This window comes from Pseudomonas entomophila (genome assembly GCF_023277925.1).
Lineage (GTDB): Bacteria > Pseudomonadota > Gammaproteobacteria > Pseudomonadales > Pseudomonadaceae > Aquipseudomonas > Aquipseudomonas entomophila_D.
On sequence record NZ_CP063832.1, the window covers coordinates 5,067,501 to 5,083,919 of the forward strand.

9 protein-coding genes and 2 rRNA genes (1 of these 11 cut by a window edge) are annotated in these 16,419 nt (G+C 65.5%); 10 read left to right on the forward strand and 1 reads right to left on the reverse strand.

Annotated features, from left to right (window positions below; all coding sequences use genetic code 11):
• The 8 genes from IM733_RS22565 to IM733_RS22600 form a co-directional block, all read left to right on the forward strand.
• A 23S ribosomal RNA gene (locus tag IM733_RS22565) occupies positions 1 to 567 on the forward strand; it begins 2,326 nt to the left of the window's first position.
• 133 nt (positions 568 to 700) lie between these two features.
• Positions 701 to 816, forward strand: a 5S ribosomal RNA gene (rrf, locus tag IM733_RS22570).
• Positions 817 to 1,020: 204 nt separating this feature from the next.
• The gene (recC, locus tag IM733_RS22575) at positions 1,021 to 4,503 is read left to right on the forward strand and encodes an exodeoxyribonuclease V subunit gamma (RefSeq protein WP_248918537.1); all 3,483 of its coding nucleotides are present in this window, start codon (positions 1,021 to 1,023) and stop codon (positions 4,501 to 4,503) included.
• Entirely contained in the window at positions 4,500 to 8,171 is a 3,672-nt protein-coding gene (recB, locus tag IM733_RS22580; RefSeq protein WP_248918538.1) for an exodeoxyribonuclease V subunit beta, read from the forward strand. Before recC ends, recB begins: the two co-directional genes overlap by 4 nt.
• Positions 8,168 to 10,237, forward strand: a complete 2,070-nt coding sequence (gene recD / locus IM733_RS22585; protein ID WP_248918539.1) for an exodeoxyribonuclease V subunit alpha — start codon at positions 8,168 to 8,170, stop codon at positions 10,235 to 10,237. Before recB ends, recD begins: the two co-directional genes overlap by 4 nt.
• Before the next feature lie 69 nt (positions 10,238 to 10,306).
• A complete protein-coding gene (locus IM733_RS22590; RefSeq protein ID WP_248918540.1) occupies positions 10,307 to 10,882 on the forward strand; it encodes a YfiR family protein in 576 nt (191 codons plus the stop codon).
• Positions 10,879 to 12,141, forward strand: coding sequence for a diguanylate cyclase domain-containing protein (locus tag IM733_RS22595; RefSeq protein ID WP_248918541.1), 1,263 nt, complete (start codon positions 10,879 to 10,881; stop codon positions 12,139 to 12,141). The genes IM733_RS22590 and IM733_RS22595 overlap by 4 nt, the downstream gene beginning before the upstream one ends.
• 39 nt (positions 12,142 to 12,180) lie before the next feature.
• Complete coding sequence (locus tag IM733_RS22600) at positions 12,181 to 12,645, forward strand: OmpA family protein (protein WP_248921222.1); 465 nt, start codon at positions 12,181 to 12,183, stop codon at positions 12,643 to 12,645.
• Between the two features lie 152 nt (positions 12,646 to 12,797).
• On the opposite strand, the gene IM733_RS22605 is transcribed toward IM733_RS22600, so the two are convergent.
• Positions 12,798 to 13,748, reverse strand: a complete 951-nt coding sequence (locus tag IM733_RS22605; protein ID WP_248918542.1) for a LysR family transcriptional regulator — start codon at positions 13,746 to 13,748, stop codon at positions 12,798 to 12,800.
• A gap of 133 nt (positions 13,749 to 13,881) precedes the next feature.
• Between IM733_RS22605 and IM733_RS22610 the strand changes: the two genes are divergently transcribed.
• Complete coding sequence (locus IM733_RS22610; RefSeq protein ID WP_248918543.1) at positions 13,882 to 15,408, forward strand: CoA-acylating methylmalonate-semialdehyde dehydrogenase; 1,527 nt, start codon at positions 13,882 to 13,884, stop codon at positions 15,406 to 15,408.
• Between the two features lie 28 nt (positions 15,409 to 15,436).
• Positions 15,437 to 16,327 carry a 3-hydroxyisobutyrate dehydrogenase gene (gene mmsB / locus IM733_RS22615; RefSeq protein WP_248918544.1) on the forward strand — a complete coding sequence of 297 codons (891 nt, stop codon included), beginning with the start codon at positions 15,437 to 15,439 and terminating at the stop codon, positions 16,325 to 16,327.
• Positions 16,328 to 16,419: the final 92 nt, after the last annotated feature.

Genomic DNA, 16,419 nt, shown 5'->3' on the forward strand with positions numbered 1-16,419 from the left:
CGCGCTTGACTGCGAGACAAACACGTCGAGCAGGTACGAAAGTAGGTCTTAGTGATCCGGTGGTTCTGTATGGAAGGGCCATCGCTCAACGGATAAAAGGTACTCCGGGGATAACAGGCTGATACCGCCCAAGAGTTCATATCGACGGCGGTGTTTGGCACCTCGATGTCGGCTCATCACATCCTGGGGCTGAAGCCGGTCCCAAGGGTATGGCTGTTCGCCATTTAAAGTGGTACGCGAGCTGGGTTTAGAACGTCGTGAGACAGTTCGGTCCCTATCTGCCGTGGACGTTTGAGATTTGAGAGGGGCTGCTCCTAGTACGAGAGGACCGGAGTGGACGAACCTCTGGTGTTCCGGTTGTCACGCCAGTGGCATTGCCGGGTAGCTATGTTCGGAAGAGATAACCGCTGAAAGCATCTAAGCGGGAAACTTGCCTCAAGATGAGATCTCACTGGAGCCTTGAGCTCCCTGAAGGGCCGTCGAAGACTACGACGTTGATAGGTTGGGTGTGTAAGCGCTGTGAGGCGTTGAGCTAACCAATACTAATTGCCCGTGAGGCTTGACCATATAACACCCAAGCAATTTGCTCATGCGAATTGCGGTGGTGAAGACGAAACGAACCGAAAGTTCGCGACGAACCACAAGATCACATATCCGAATTGGCTGGAGTATCCATCTGGATCTTCTGGCAACAGAATTTCTTGACGACCATAGAGCATTGGAACCACCTGATCCCATCCCGAACTCAGCAGTGAAACGATGCATCGCCGATGGTAGTGTGGGGTTTCCCCATGTGAGAGTAGGTCATCGTCAAGATTCATTTCGCAAAACCCCTATCTGCGCGAGCAGGTAGGGGTTTTGTCTTTGCGCGATCGAAACGCAGCCCCCTGCCGGCGAACACCGGCACCGCCGGTGCCAGCCACCGCGGCGCGCTCTTCGCCGACAAGGCTGGCGCCTACAGGGGCGGCGTCCCCGTGATAAGGTTCCATACCAGTACCACCGCCCTACCAGAGAGCCCCAATGGCCACGACCACCTCACTTCACCCAGGCTTCATGATCGTCCAAGGCAACCGCCTGGATGACCTGCGCAACCTGGTGGTGAGCGTGATGCGTCGCTACCCTTTGGCGCCTCTGGAAAACGAAATCGCCCTGGTGCAGAGCAACGGCATCGCCCAGTGGCTGAAACTGGCCCTGGCCGAGGATCCACAGGACGATGACCAGGGCGGGTGCGGCATCGCCGCCGCCATCGATGTGCAATTGCCCGGTAGTTTCATGTGGCAGCTGTACCGCCGCGTGCTGGGGCGCGACGAAATTCCCGAAGTGTCGCTGCTGGACAAGGCGCCGCTCACTTGGCGCCTGATGCGGCTGCTCCCGGAAGTGATCGAGCTGCCGCACTTCGAACCCCTGCGCCGGTTCCTCACCGATGACAGTGACCTGCGCAAGCGCTACCAGTTGGCCGAGCGCCTGGCCGACCTGTTCGACCAGTATCAGGTCTACCGTGCCGACTGGCTCAAGGACTGGGCGTCCGGCGCCCATGTGCTCAACACTGCACGCGGTGAGCGCAAGCCTTTGGCGGCGGGTAACCGCTGGCAGGCCGAACTGTGGCGGATCCTGCTTGAAGATGTAGGCGAAGAGGGTATGGCCCAGAGCCGCGCCGGTGTGCACCAGCGCTTCATCGAACGCATCAACAGCCTGGAGCAGGCGCCTGCCGGCTTGCCGGCCCGGCTGATCGTGTTCGGCATCTCGTCGCTGCCCGCGCAGATTCTCGAGGCGCTGGCGGGCCTTGCCCGTTTCAGCCAGGTTCTGCTGTGCGTGCACAACCCTTGCCGCCACCACTGGGGCGATATCGTTGCCGACAAAGACCTGCTGCGTCACCAGTACAAGCGCCAGCAGCGCAAGCAGGGCACGCCCCTGCAACTGGATGACGAGCTGCTGCACCAGCACGCCCACCCGCTGCTCGCCGCCTGGGGTAAGCAGGGCCGTGACTACATCAACCTGCTCGACAGCTACGACGACCCGGGTAGCTACCAGACAGTTTTCAGTGACGGCCGCATCGATCTGTTCAGCGACGCTGATCCCCAGACGCTGCTCAACCAGCTCCAGGACGACATCCTCGAACTGCGCCCACTGGCAGAAACCCGTGAGCAATGGCCTGCGGTCGATCCGGCGAAGGATCGCTCCGTGCGTTTTCATGTGGCCCACAGCCCCCAGCGCGAAGTCGAGATCCTGCATGATCAGTTACTGGCTCGTTTCAGTGCCGACCCTACACTGCGGCCCCGGGACATCATCGTCATGCTGCCGGCGATCGACACCTATGCCCCGCACATCCGTGCGGTGTTTGGCCAGTTGGAGCGCAACGACCCCCGCTATATTCCCTTCACCCTGACCGACCAGGGCCAACGCGGGCGTGACCCACTGCTGATTGCCCTCGAGCATCTGCTGAAACTGCCTGACAGCCGTTTCGCCGTCAGCGAGGTGCTCGACCTGCTTGATGTTCCTGCAGTACGGGCCCGCTTCGCCATCCAAGAGAGCGACCTGCCCACCCTGCATCGCTGGATCGAAGGCTCCGGCATTCGCTGGGGCCTGAGCGCCGAGCAACGCGCCAGCCTGGGGCTGCCTGACGGGCTGGAGCAGAACAGCTGGCGATTCGGTTTGCGGCGCATGCTGCTGGGGTACGCGGTTGGCGTAGGTGAAGGCTGCGACGGTATCGAGCCATACGATGAAATCGGCGGGCTCGATGCGGCCCTGATCGGCCCGCTGGTGGCCTTGCTCGATGCCCTGGACATCGCCTGTCAGGCGCTTTCGCAACCGGCAACGGCGACACAGTGGGGCGAGCGTCTGCATGCTTTGCTGCAGATATTCTTCCTGGCCGAAGACGACCACGACGAGTTGTTGCTGGTCCAGCTCCAGGACCTGCGCGATACCTGGCTGGAGACCTGCGAAGCGGTCGGCCTGCAGGATCTGTTGCCGCTCACCGTGGTTCGCGAGGCCTGGTTGTCGGGCCTGGACCAGGGCAAGTTGTCTCAGCGCTTCCTCGCCGGCTCGGTGAACTTCTGCACCCTGATGCCCATGCGCGCCATCCCGTTCCGCGTGGTCTGTCTGCTGGGCATGAACGATGGTGACTACCCACGCGCCCAGCCGCCACTCGATTTCGACCTGATGGCCAGTGATTACCGCCCGGGCGATCGTTCACGCCGGGAGGACGACCGCTACTTGTTGCTCGAGGCGCTGCTGTCGGCCCGCGACCAGCTTTATGTCAGCTGGGTCGGGCGCAGCATTCGCGACAACAGCGAACGGCCCGCTTCGGTTCTGGTCGGTCAGCTGCGCGACCACCTGGCCGCGGGTTGGCAACTGGCAGGAGCTCGGCAGGGGCAACGGGAAGACCCGGGCCAACAGTTGTTGCACGCACTGACCCAGGAACACCCGCTACAGCCATTCAGCCTGCGTTATTTCCAGAAAGGCAGCCCGTTGTTCAGCTTCGCCCATGAGTGGCGGGTGCTGCATCAGCAGGACACGGACAACGCTGCGCAGCACACACCGCTATCGGCCTACAGCAGTGATGAGCCATTGAGCCTGGTGCAGTTGCAGGACTTCCTGCGCCACCCGGTACGGCACTTCTTCAGCCAGCGCCTCAAGGTCTTCTTCGAGGCGCTGGAAGCACCGACCCCGGATGAAGAACCCTTCATCCTCGATGCGCTGCAACGTTATGGCTTGAGCGAAAGCCTGCTGGGCGCGGCGCTGGCCGACCCGGACAACGCCGAGCGTGCCCTGCAGGCCCAGGCCCGACGCCTGCAGGCCTGCGGCCTGCTGCCCCTGGCCGGCTTCGGTGAAGCGTTGCAGGCCGAGCTGATCCAGCCGCTGCCGGACTTGTTGCAACGCCACCGTCAGCTGTTGCAGCGCTGGCCGACGTTGGTCGAAGGCGCCTTACCGCTTCATTTCAAGCAGGGCACGCATCGATTGGAAGGCTGGTTGGGGCGTGTCTACCAGGCCGAGGACCAGAGCCTGTTGAGCATCGCCACTGTACCCAATACCCTCGGTGCCGGGCGCAACAGCCTGAAGTGGCATCGGTTGATCCCGGCCTGGGTCATGCACCTGGCCGCGTGCGCCTCGGGTTACCCCTTGCACAGTGCACTGGTGGCCAGCGACCTGACCCTGCTGCTCGCCCCGTTACCGCAAGCCGAGGCCGGCGAGCGGCTGGGCGAGCTGCTGGTGGCGCGCCAGGCCGGCATGAATACCCCGCTGCCGGTGGCGGCCAAGACGGCGTTCGCCTGGCTCGCCCAGGAAGACCCGGACAAGGCGCTGGCCGCTGCCACCCGCGCCTACGAAGGTGACGGGCAGATCAGCTACGGCGAACGCAGCGAGAGCCTGGCTCTGGCCCGCCAGTACCGTGACTTCGCCGCCCTCGCCCTGGACGAGACCTTCGAGGGCTGGTGCGAGACGCTTTACCGCCCCCTGTTCGCAGCACCCTGGCAGACCCTGGGTAACCCGGAGAGCGCCCAATGAGCCAAGCCCGCCCCCTGGCGTTGCGGTTCCCACTGCACGGCAGCCAGCTGATCGAAGCCAGCGCCGGTACTGGCAAGACCTTCACCATCTCGGCGTTGTACCTGCGCCTGATCCTGGGGCACGGCGGCGAGCAGGGCTTTGCCCGTGAACTGTTGCCCCCGCAGATCCTCGTGGTGACCTTCACCGACGCGGCCACCAAGGAGCTGCGCGAACGTATCCGCACACGGCTGGCTGAGGCCGCGCGGTTCTTCCGTGATGAGCTGGATGATGCCGACCCACTGCTGCACCAGCTGCGCGATGATTATCCACAGGCACATTGGCCGCGCTGCGCAAGCCGCCTGGAGATCGCCGTGCAGTGGATGGACGAGGCCGCGGTGTCGACCATCCACGGTTGGTGCCAGCGAATGCTGCGCGAGCACGCTTTCGACAGCGGCAGCCTGTTCACCCAGAGCCTGGAAACCGATCACAGCGAACTGCTCGGCCAAGTGATGCGCGATTACTGGCGACGTTTCTGCTATGCCATGCGTGGCGAGGCACTGGCCTGGGTGCGTGGCAACTGGGGCAGCCCCGATGCATTGCTGCCGCGTATCCGCCCGCTGTTCGGCCGGGTGCACGGCGAGCAGGACGACGCTGAACCCCAGGCCTTGATCGAAGCCACCCTACGCCTGCGCACCGAGCAGTTGGGCCAGCTCAAGGCGCCCTGGAGCGCTTGGGCGGATCAATTGCAACAGCTGTGCCGCGATGCCGTGGCCGCCAAGCAGGCCGATGGCCGCAAATTACAGGCACGCTACTTCGAGCCCTGGTTCGACAAGCTGCGCGCCTGGGCGGGCGATGAGCAGGCCATGGAGCTGGACCTGGGCACCGGTTTCACCCGGCTGACCACCGCCGGCCTGGCCGAGGCGTGGAAGTCCGGTGAGCCTCCGGACCACCCAGCCCTGCGCGCCATGGAAAGCCTGCGCGAACAGTTGCAGGGGCTGGCCAGCCCCGATGTCCGATTGCTCGAACATGCCGCCGCGTGGGTGTCGGCGCGCTTCGAAGTGGAGAAGCGCCGCCGCGCGGAGATGGGCTTCGACGACATGCTCCTGCGCTTGCAGCATGCCCTGGGCAGCGAGGCTGGCGAGCGTCTGGCCGGTTTGATCCGCGAGCAATTTCCAGTCGCGCTGATCGACGAGTTCCAGGACACCGACCCGGTGCAGTACGGCATCTTCGAGCGCATCTATCGCATCAGCGAGAACAACCCGGATACCGGGCTGTTCATGATCGGTGACCCGAAGCAGGCCATCTACGCCTTCCGCGGTGCCGATATCCACACCTACCTGGCGGCGCGCCGTGCCACCAGCGGCCGCCTGCACAGCCTGGACACCAACTTCCGTTCGAGCCAGGCCATGGTCGCGGCGGTGAACCGTGTATTCCTCCACGCCGAGGAACGTGGCGAAGGCCGCGGCGCCTTTCTGTTCCGCGCCCACGGTGACAACCCGTTGCCCTTCGTCGAGGTTCACGCCAAGGGGCGCGCCGAGCAACTGCTGGTCGATGGCCAGCCTTGCGCGGCCTTGCACTGTTGGCAACTGGAGAGCGACGAGCCGGTCTCCAACACCCTCTACCGCCAGCGCCTGGCAGCCAGCTGCGCCAGCCATATCGTGGCCTTGCTCAATGGTGGGCAGCGGGGTGTCAGTGGTTTTGCCGACAAGGACGGCACGCTGCGCCCCTGCCTGCCCTCCGATATCGCCATCCTGGTGCGCGATGGCCGCGAGGCGCAGCTGGTCCGCACGGAACTGGCCGCCCGCGATGTACGCAGCGTGTACCTGTCGGACAAGGACTCGGTGTTCGCCGCCCAGGAGGCCCATGACCTGCTGGCCTGGCTCAAGGCCTGCGCCGAGCCGGATTCCGAGCGCCTGCTCAAGGCCGCCCTGGCCAGCCTCACCCTTGACCTGCCGCTGATCGACCTGGAGCGGTTGAACCAGGATGAGCGGGTCTGGGAGAACTGGGTGATGCGCTTTCGGCGCTACCGCGACACCTGGCAGCGCCAGGGCGTGCTGCCGATGCTGCGCCGCCTGCTGCACGACTTCCAGCTGCCGCGCGGCCTGATGTCGCGCAGCGATGGCGAGCGGGTGCTGACCAACCTGCTGCACCTGGCCGAACTGTTGCAGCAGGCCGCCGGCGAGCTCGATGGCGAGCAGGCGCTGATTCGTCACCTCGCCGAGCACCTGGCCAATGCCGGGCAGGTGGGGGAGGAGCAGATTCTGCGCCTGGAAAGCGACGAGCAACTGGTCAAGGTGGTGACCATCCACAAGTCCAAGGGCCTGGAGTATCCCCTGGTGTACCTGCCGTTCATCTGCACCAGCAAACCGGTGGATGGCCAGCGCTTGCCCCTGGCCTGGCATGACGACGATGGCGTGGCGCACCTGACGCTCACCCCCGATGCCGAGCAGATCGAGCGCGCCGACGACGAACGCCTGGCCGAGGACCTGCGCCTGCTCTATGTCGCCCTGACCCGTGCCCAGCATGCGTGCTGGCTGGGTGTCGCCGACCTCAAGCGCGGTACGCAGCGCAGCTCGCAGTTGCACCGTTCGGCTCTGGGTTACCTGCTCGGCGGCGGCTTGGCATTGAAGTCGTCGGGTGAACTGAGCGAATGGTTGCAGACGCTGGTCGCAACCAGCCCGGCCATCGCCAGCGGGCCGGTGCCGGAGGCGGACGTGCAGTGCTATCGCATGCCCGAGAGCCAGCGTGAGCTGCTGGCGCCACGCAAGCCGCGACGAGCGGCGGCTGAACACTGGTGGATCGCTTCCTACAGCGCCTTGCGCGTGGGCGACCAGACCCTGGTCGCCGACAGCTCCCAGGCCCAGCAACTGCTGGATGACGAGGTGCTGGACAGCCTGCAATTGCGCGAAGTACCGGCCGAGGCGGGTGATATCCACCGTTTCCCCCGAGGCCCGAACCCCGGTACCTTCCTTCACGGCCTGCTGGAGTGGGCTGGCAATGAAGGTTTCGCCGAGGTCGCCGCACAGCCGGATCGGCTCGCGGACACCGTTGCCCGACGCTGCAACCGGCGCGACTGGAAAGGCTGGATCCCCACGCTCACCCAGTGGTTGCAGCAGATGCTGGTGCAGCCGATGCCGCTGGCGGATACCAGCCTCACCCTCGCCGAACTGGGCCAGTACCAGATCGAGATGGAGTTCTGGTTCGCCAGCCACAACGTCGATGCGGTGCAGCTCGACCAACTGGTGCTGCGCCACACCCATGGCGGCGTGGCCCGTCCGGGCGCGCAGCCGACCCAGCTCAATGGCATGTTCAAGGGCTTCATCGACCTGGCCTTCGAACTGGACGGGCGCTACTACGTGGCCGACTACAAATCCAACTGGCTCGGCCCGGATGCCCAGGCCTACGGGCCGCTGGCCATGGAGCAAGCGATTCTTGATCATCGCTACGACCTGCAATACGTGCTCTACCTGTTGGCCCTGCACCGGCAGTTGCGCGCCCGCCTGCCCGATTACGATTACGACCGCCATATCGGCGGTGCCCTGTTCATCTTCCTGCGTGGCGTAACGCCTGCGGGGCACGGCCTGTATCACGCCCGTCCGCCCCGTGCGCTGATCGAGGCGCTGGACGCGTTGTTCCAGGGGATCCATGCCCCCGAACAGCAGGACCTGTTTGCCGGAGCCGTGCCATGAGCCGAAGCCTCGATGACCTGCTGCCCACCGCGCTGCAAGCCGAGCACCTGAGTGCGCTGGCCCCCCTGCGCGACAGCCAGGACCTGCTGGCCCTGCTCGACCGTTGGGTGGAGCGCGGCTGGCTGCGGGCCTTGGACCGCGCGTTCGTGAGCTTTCTCGAAGAGCGTGCCCCTGGCTGCGACCCACTGGTGCTGCTGGCGGCGGCCTTGGCCAGCCATCAGCTGGGCCATGGCCATGTCTGCCTGGACCTGGCGCAGACCCTGGCCGAGCCGGACTTCGCCTTGTCGTTGCCCCCGGAAGGGGATGCCCTGGCCGGGCCATTGCTGCTGCCTTCGCAACTGCTGGCCAGCCTTGACCTGAGCACCTGGCTGCAGCGCATCGACGAAAGCGCTCTGGTGGCCAATGGCGACGCCATTGAGCAGCGCTCCCGGCCAATGGTGCTCAGCGCACAGCGCCTGTACCTGCGGCGCTACTGGACCTACGAGCGACGCATCGACGCTGCCCTGCACCAGCGTCTGGCTTGCCTGCAACCCCTGCAGGACGACCTCTCGCTGCGCCTGGCGCAGCTGTTCGAAGGCGGTACGCCGGGTGCCGAGGTGGACTGGCAGAAACTGGCCTGCGCCCTGGCCACCCGCGCCGGGTTCAGTGTCATCACCGGTGGCCCCGGTACCGGCAAGACCACCACGGTGGTGCGCTTGCTCGGCCTGTTGCAGGCGCCTGCGGTGGAGCAGGGCCGCCCCTTGCGCATCCGCTTGGCGGCGCCCACCGGCAAGGCCGCGGCACGCCTGACCGAGTCCATCGGGCAACAAGTCGAGCGGCTGCAGGTGGCTGAAGAAGTGCGCGCGCACATCCCCACCGAAGTGAGCACCGTTCACCGTCTGCTCGGCAGCCGCCCAGGCTCTCGCCATTTCCGCCACCATGCGGGCAACCCGCTGCCGCTGGATGTGCTGGTGGTCGACGAGGCGTCGATGATCGACCTGGAAATGATGGCCAACCTGCTCGATGCCCTGCCACCCCATGCGCGGCTGGTGTTGCTGGGTGACAAGGACCAGCTGGCGTCGGTGGAGGCCGGAGCGGTGCTGGGTGACCTGTGCCGCGATGCGGAAGACGGCTGCTACTGGCCGCAGACCCTCGCCTGGCTGGAACAGGTGGGCGGGCAGTCGCTCAGTGGCATCGGCTTGAAGCCGGGCGATGGCCAGCGCAACCCGTTGGCCCAGCAGATCGTCATGCTGCGCCACTCCCGACGCTTCGGTGAAGGCAGCGGCATTGGCCAGTTGGCGCGTCTGGTCAACCGTCAGCAGGCCCGGCAGGCTCGCGAGCTGTTGACGAGCAATTCAGGGGATGTCTTCTGCCTGACGGGTGCTCAGGACAAACGCTTCGACCGCTTGCTGCTCGATGGTCTCGACCAGGGCCCCGAAGGCCCGCAAGGCTATCGCGGTTACCTGCGTGCCATTGGCCGCCTGCGCCCGCCACCGGGTACCCTGGCTGACGATCCACGTTGGGAGCTGTGGGCTGGAGACGTGTTGCGCAGCTTCGAGAACTTCCAGTTGCTTTGCGCCGTGCGCAAGGGCGCCTGGGGCGTCGAGGGCCTGAACGAGCGGGTGGCGCGGGTGCTGCACAATGCAGGGCTGATCGACAGCCAGCAAGCCTGGTACGAGGGGCGCCCGGTACTGGTGACGCGCAACGACTATGGCCTGGGGCTGATGAACGGCGACATCGGCATCGCCCTGCGCCTGCCGGACGATCAGGGCCAGGCCCTGCTGCGCGTCGCCTTCCCGCGCAACGACGGCAGTGGCGGTGTGCGTTTTGTCCTGCCCAGCCGCCTGAGCGAGGTGGAGACCGTGTTCGCCATGACCGTGCACAAGTCCCAGGGCTCGGAGTTCAGCCACACTGCGCTGGTGCTGCCCGATGCGCTCAACCCGGTGCTGACCAAGGAACTGGTGTACACCGGCATCACCCGGGCCAAGCACTGCTTCAGCCTGATCGAGCCACGGGCCGGGGTGTTCGAGGAGGCTGTCGGGCGCAAGGTCAGGCGTGTCTCCGGCCTGATGCTGGAACAGGTGTGATGCGGGTGTAGCGACGCGGTGTGCTATCGTTGCGGCATTATCCGGAAACCTTCTGAGAGATTTCCCTCCATGACAGTGGCTGTCTCGGCCTTGAGACGCGTGATGGGCTGTGTGCTCTCGCTGCTGACGGCCATGCTGTTGTCGAACGGCGCTCCCGCCTGGGCGGGCAGCGCCGCGTCGGATGCGCAGGTCCAGCAGCGGGCCAAGGCCGTGACCCAGGTTGTGCTTGGCATTCTGAGCTACGCGCGCTGGCCCGCCGAACCCAACCCCCTGCGTTTGTGCCTGGTCGGCCCCACCGAATACGCGGACGACCTGATCAAGGGCAATGTGCAGAATTCCGGGCACGCCTTGCAGGTACGGCGTTTGCTGGCCGGTGATGCCAGTGTCGGCAGTGGCTGCGACGCGGTGTACATCGGCAAGCTCGACAACGCCCAGCGCGAGCAGTTGTTCAAGGCCATCAACAGCCACCCGGTGCTGAGCATCAGTGAAGCCGATGACCCGTGCACCGTTGGCAGCCTGTTCTGCCTGCGCGTCGGCGACCAGCAGGTGGCTTTTGACGTCAACCTCGATTCGGTGGCACGCAGCGGTGTGCGCATCCACCCCAGTGTGCTGCAGCTGTCGCGGCGCCGGGCGGGGCAGCCATGAAGCGGCGTTTCAGCCGGCCGACCCTGCGCGCGGTGCTCGGCCGCGGCCACCTGAGCGTGGCGCTGCTCGCCGCGGGCCTGGCCGGTGTGCTGGTAACCCTGCTGGGCGTGGCGGCGCTGCGGGTTTACGCCAACCACAACCTGCACTTGATCGCCCGTTCCATCAACTACACCGTCGAGGCCGCCGTGGTCTTCGACGACAGTGCCGCAGCCAATGAAGCCCTGGCGTTGATCGCCGCCACCGAAGAAATCGCCGACGCCAAGGTCTATGGCAACGACGGTGACTTGCTCGCCCACTGGCAGCGCGACGAGCAGGGGATGATGGCGCAGTTGCAGAGCCAGGTGGCGCGCAGCCTGCTGGAGGAACCGATCAACCTGCCGGTGCAGCACATGGGCCAGAAGGTCGGCCATATCGAGTTGACCGGGCAGGGCGGCAGCCTGGTGCGTTTCCTGCTCAGCGGCCTGGTGGGCATCCTGGTGTGCACCGTGCTTAGCGCGGTGCTCGCCCTTTACCTGTCGCGCCGCCTGTTCGGCGACATCATCCGCCCGTTGCGCCACTTGGCCAGCGTTGCCCACGCCGCCCGGCGCGAGCGCAGTTTCGACCGGCGCGTGCCGGAAACCCAGATCGCCGAACTCAACGAGCTGGGCAACGACTTCAATGCGCTGCTCGACGAACTGGAGGTCTGGCAGAGCCACCTGCAGAGCGAGAACGAGACCCTGGCGCACCAGGCCAGCCACGACAGCCTGACCGGCTTGCCCAACCGAGGCTTCTTCGAGGGCCGCCTGACCCGCAGCCTGCGTAACGCCGCCCGCCAGCAGGAACACCTGGCGTTGCTGTTCCTCGACAGCGATCACTTCAAGCAGATCAACGACAGCCTCGGCCACGCGGTGGGTGACCAGGTGCTGATCAGCGTCGCCAGCCGGGTGCGTGCGCAGTTGCGCGAGCATGACCTGGTGGCGCGCCTGGGCGGTGACGAGTTCGCCGTGCTGCTATCGCCGCTGCAGGCGCGCGAGGACGCCGAGCGCATCGCCGAGAAGATCGTCGCCAGCATGAAGCTGCCGGTGCAGCTGGAGGATGGCAACAGCATCACCACCTCGCTGAGTGTCGGTATCGCCTATTACCCGGACGACGGCCAAGACCCGGCCAGTCTGCTCAATGCCGCCGACGCGGCGATGTACCAGGCCAAGCGCAAGCGCCGTGGCCATTGGCAAGTGGCCCAGCCGGAACGCTGCGCCACTGACGTTAAGAACAGGAGCTGAACCGTGATCTACCGCCTAACTTCCCTGCGTTTTCCCGTTATGGCCGTGCTGCTGGCACTGCTCACGCTCACGGCTTGCCAAAGCGTGCCGCCCAAGGGGCTGACCCCCGAGCAGGTGGCCGTGCTCAAACGCGAGGGCTTTGCCCCGACCGACGAGGGCTGGGCGTTCGACCTGTCGGGCAAGGTGCTGTTCGGCAGTGACCTGGACAGCCTCAACAGCGCCAGCGAATCGATCGTCGAGCGCATCGGCAAGGCGTTGCTGTCGGTGGATATCCAGCGCGTGCGCATCGATGGCCATGCCGATGCCTCGGGCAAGGCGGCTTACAACCAGCAGTTGTCGGAGCGCCGCGCCCAGAGCGTGGCCAAGGCGTTGATCGGCATCGGCATGCAGCCGCAGAACATCCAGACTCGCGGGCTGGGCAGCAGCCAGCCGGTGGCGGACAACCGCACCAGCGCCGGGCGCCTGGAAAACCGGCGGGTGTCGATCGTGGTGGCGTCGGATTGACGGGCCCTGTTCGCCGGCAAGCCGGCGCTAATTGACCTGGCGTGGCCTCTGTAGGAGCGGCTTTAGCCGCGATCACCCGCAAGGCGGGTGCCAGATGCCGCGATGCCTGCATCGCGGCTAAAGCCGCTCTTACAGAGGACTTGCAGCCCCAATCAATCCTGAGCGAATTTCATCTCGCGGGTTTCCCCCATGAGCAACGGCGCATTGGCCTCGGTCACTTCACGGATGTAATCCCACAGCAAGGTGATCCGCTTCAGCTTGCGCAGATCCTCCCGGCAGTACATCCAGAACTGCCGCGTTACTTCGATCTCCTCCGGCAACACCGTCACCAGCCGCGGATCCTGCGCCGCCAGGAAGCACGGCAGGATCGCCAGCCCACGCCCTTGTAACGCCGCCGTGTACTGGGCAATCACGCTGGTGCTGCGCAGGTGCGCGTTGGCGTTGGGGATCAGGTTGGCCAGGTACAGCAGCTCCGAGCTGAACGCCAGGTCGTCCACATAGCTGATGAACGGGTGGCGCGCCAGGTCGACGACTTCGCGGATAGGCTCATGGCGGTCGAGATAGCCCTGGGTCGCGTACAGGCGCAAGCGGTAGTCGCACAGCTTGCAGCACACATACGGGCCATGTTCGGGGCGCTCCAGGGCGATGACGATATCGGCCTCGCGCTTGGACAGGCTGATGAAGTGCGGTAGCGGCAGGATATCCACCGAGATCGCCGGCCAGGCATCGACGAAGTGGCTCAGTTGCGGGGTGACGAAGAAGCTGCCGAAACCTTCGGTGCAGCCCATGCGCACATGCCCCGACAAGGCCACGCCCGAGCCCGAGACCTGCTCGCAGGCCATGTGCAACGTGCTTTCGATCGACTCGGCATAGCCCAGCAAGCGCTGGCCTTCGGCAGTAAGAACGAAGCCGTTGGTCCGCGATTTCTCGAACAGCAAAGTGCCCAGCGCCCCTTCCAGTGAGCCGATGCGCCGCGACACCGTGGTGTAGTCCACGGCCAGGCGCTTGGCCGCGCTGCTGGCCTTGCGGGTGCGCGCTACCTCAAGAAAGAACTTGAGGTCGTCCCAGTTCAGCGCGCTCAGGGAGGTGAGGTCTTTTTGCATGATGATCCGGTTTTTTTGTGCATTCTTGTTGGATGTTTGCACATCTATACTCGAACTCAGCCCCCAAGCGCCACCCCGTGTTCGCTCCGGCGTAGGCGTCTTCGTTCCGACAATAATTCCAAGGAGAGCGCAGATGAACGCACCCCAGGCACCCGCCCATACCCAGGTCGAACAGGTCAAGCTGCTGATCGACGGCCAATGGGTCGAGTCGAAGACCACCGAATGGCGCGACATCGTCAACCCGGCCACGCAACAGGTGCTGGCGCGAGTGCCGTTCGCCACCACCGAGGAAGTCGACGCCGCCGTGGCCGCCGCCGAGCGCGCCTTCAAGACCTGGCGCGACACCCCCATCGGTGCGCGCATGCGCATCATGCTCAAGTTGCAGGCGCTGATCCGCGAGCACAGCAAGCGCATCGCCGTCACCCTCAGCGCCGAGCAGGGCAAGACCATTGCCGACGCCGAGGGCGATATCTTCCGCGGCCTGGAAGTGGTCGAGCACGCTGCGTCCATCGGCACCCTGCAGATGGGCGAGTTCGCCGAGAACGTCGCCGGCGGTGTCGACACCTACACCCTGCGCCAGCCGATCGGCGTGTGCGCCGGCATCACCCCGTTCAACTTCCCGGCGATGATCCCGCTGTGGATGTTCCCGATGGCCATCGTCTGTGGCAACACCTTCGTGCTCAAGCCGTCCGAGCAGGACCCGCTGTCGACCATGATGCTGGTCGAGCTGGCGCTGCAAGCCGGCATCCCGGCCGGCGTGCTCAACGTGGTGCACGGCGGCAAGCAGGTGGTCGATGCGATCTGCACCCACAAGGATATCAAGGCGATCTCGTTCGTCGGTTCGACCGAGGTTGGTACCCACGTCTACAACCTGGGCAGCCAGCATGGTAAGCGCGTGCAGTCGATGATGGGCGCCAAGAACCACGCCGTGGTGCTGCCCGACGCCAACCGCGTGCAGACCGTCAACGCCCTGGTCGGCGCCGCCTTCGGCGCGGCCGGCCAGCGTTGCATGGCCACCTCGGTGGCGGTGCTGGTGGGCAAGGCCCGCGAGTGGCTGCCGGATATCAAGGACGCGGCGAGCAAGCTCAAGGTCAACGCCGGCAACGAGCCGGGCACCGATGTCGGCCCGGTGGTTTCCAAACGCGCCAAGGAGCGTGTGCTGGGCCTGATCGAGAGCGGCATCAAGGAAGGCGCCACGCTCGAGCTCGACGGCCGTGACGTGAAGGTGCAGGGCTACGAGCAAGGCAACTTCATCGGCCCGACCCTGTTCTCCGGGGTGAAGACCGACATGCAGGTGTACACCCAGGAAATCTTCGGCCCGGTGCTGGTGACGCTGGAAGTGGACACCCTCGACGAGGCCATTGCCCTGGTCAACGCCAACCCGTTCGGTAACGGCACCGGCCTGTTCACCCAAAGCGGCGCGGCGGCGCGCAAGTTCCAGAGCGAGATCGATATTGGCCAGGTCGGCATCAACATCCCGATCCCGGTACCGGTGCCGTTCTTCAGCTTCACCGGCTCGCGCGGCTCCAAGCTCGGCGACCTCGGCCCGTACGGCAAGCAAGTGGTGCAGTTCTACACCCAGACCAAGACCGTCACCGCCCGCTGGTTCGACGACGACAGTGTCAACGACGGTGTGAACACCACCATCAGCCTGCGCTAAGCCATCAGCCTGCTCAAAGGAGAACGCCATGCGTATCGCATTCATCGGCCTGGGCAACATGGGCGCGCCCATGGCCCGCAACCTTATCAAGGCTGGGCACCAGCTCAACCTCGTCGACCTGAACCAGACCGTGCTGGCGGAGCTTGCCGGGCTGGGCGGGCAGGTCAGCGCATCGCCGAACGCGGCCGCCGCCGACAGCGAGCTGGTGCTCACCATGCTGCCCGCGGCTGCCCATGTGCGCAGCGTGTACCTGGACGAAGAGAACGGTGTGCTGGCCGGCATCCGCCCCGGCACCCCGACCGTGGATTGCAGCACCATCGACCCGCAGACCGCCCGTGACGTGTCGAAGGCCGCGGCGGCCAAAGGTGTCGACATGGGGGATGCGCCGGTCTCCGGCGGTACCGGCGGTGCGGCGGCCGGCACCCTGACCTTCATGGTTGGCGCCAGCGCCGAACTGTTCGCCACGCTCCAGCCGGTGCTGGCGCAGATGGGCCGCAATATCGTGCATTGCGGCGAGGTCGGTACCGGGCAGATCGCCAAGATATGCAACAACCTGCTGCTGGGCATCTCGATGATCGGTGTGTCCGAGGCCATGGCCCTGGGCAACGCGCTGGGCATCGACACCCAGGTGCTGGCCGGCATCATCAACAGCTCGACCGGGCGCTGCTGGAGCTCGGACACCTACAACCCGTGGCCGGGCATCATCGAGACCGCCCCGGCCTCACGCGGCTACACCGGCGGCTTCGGCGCCGAGCTGATGCTCAAGGACCTGGGGCTGGCCACTGAAGCCGCGCGCCAGGCGCACCAGCCAGTGATCCTCGGCGCGCTGGCCCAGCAGCTGTACCAGGCCATGAGCCTGCGCGGCGAGGGCGGCAAGGACTTCTCGGCGATCGTCGAGGGTTATCGCAAGAAAGACTGACGGAGCAAGCTGGACTTCATCGCGGGCCGGATGGCCTTCCCCCTGTAACTGCGCACCAGGGGGAAGGGTGTCGGGTTCGCGATTTTTTTTGT

Coding starts and splice junctions, on each gene's coding strand:
- recC (WP_248918537.1), top strand. CDS start 1,021: ATGGCCACGACCACCTCACTTCACCCAGGCTTCATGATCGTCCAAGGC.
- recB (WP_248918538.1), top strand. CDS start 4,500: ATGAGCCAAGCCCGCCCCCTGGCGTTGCGGTTCCCACTGCACGGCAGC.
- recD (WP_248918539.1), top strand. CDS start 8,168: ATGAGCCGAAGCCTCGATGACCTGCTGCCCACCGCGCTGCAAGCCGAG.
- IM733_RS22590 (WP_248918540.1), top strand. CDS start 10,307: ATGACAGTGGCTGTCTCGGCCTTGAGACGCGTGATGGGCTGTGTGCTC.
- IM733_RS22595 (WP_248918541.1), top strand. CDS start 10,879: ATGAAGCGGCGTTTCAGCCGGCCGACCCTGCGCGCGGTGCTCGGCCGC.
- IM733_RS22600 (WP_248921222.1), top strand. CDS start 12,181: ATGGCCGTGCTGCTGGCACTGCTCACGCTCACGGCTTGCCAAAGCGTG.
- IM733_RS22605 (WP_248918542.1), bottom strand. CDS start 13,748: ATGCAAAAAGACCTCACCTCCCTGAGCGCGCTGAACTGGGACGACCTC.
- IM733_RS22610 (WP_248918543.1), top strand. CDS start 13,882: ATGAACGCACCCCAGGCACCCGCCCATACCCAGGTCGAACAGGTCAAG.
- mmsB (WP_248918544.1), top strand. CDS start 15,437: ATGCGTATCGCATTCATCGGCCTGGGCAACATGGGCGCGCCCATGGCC.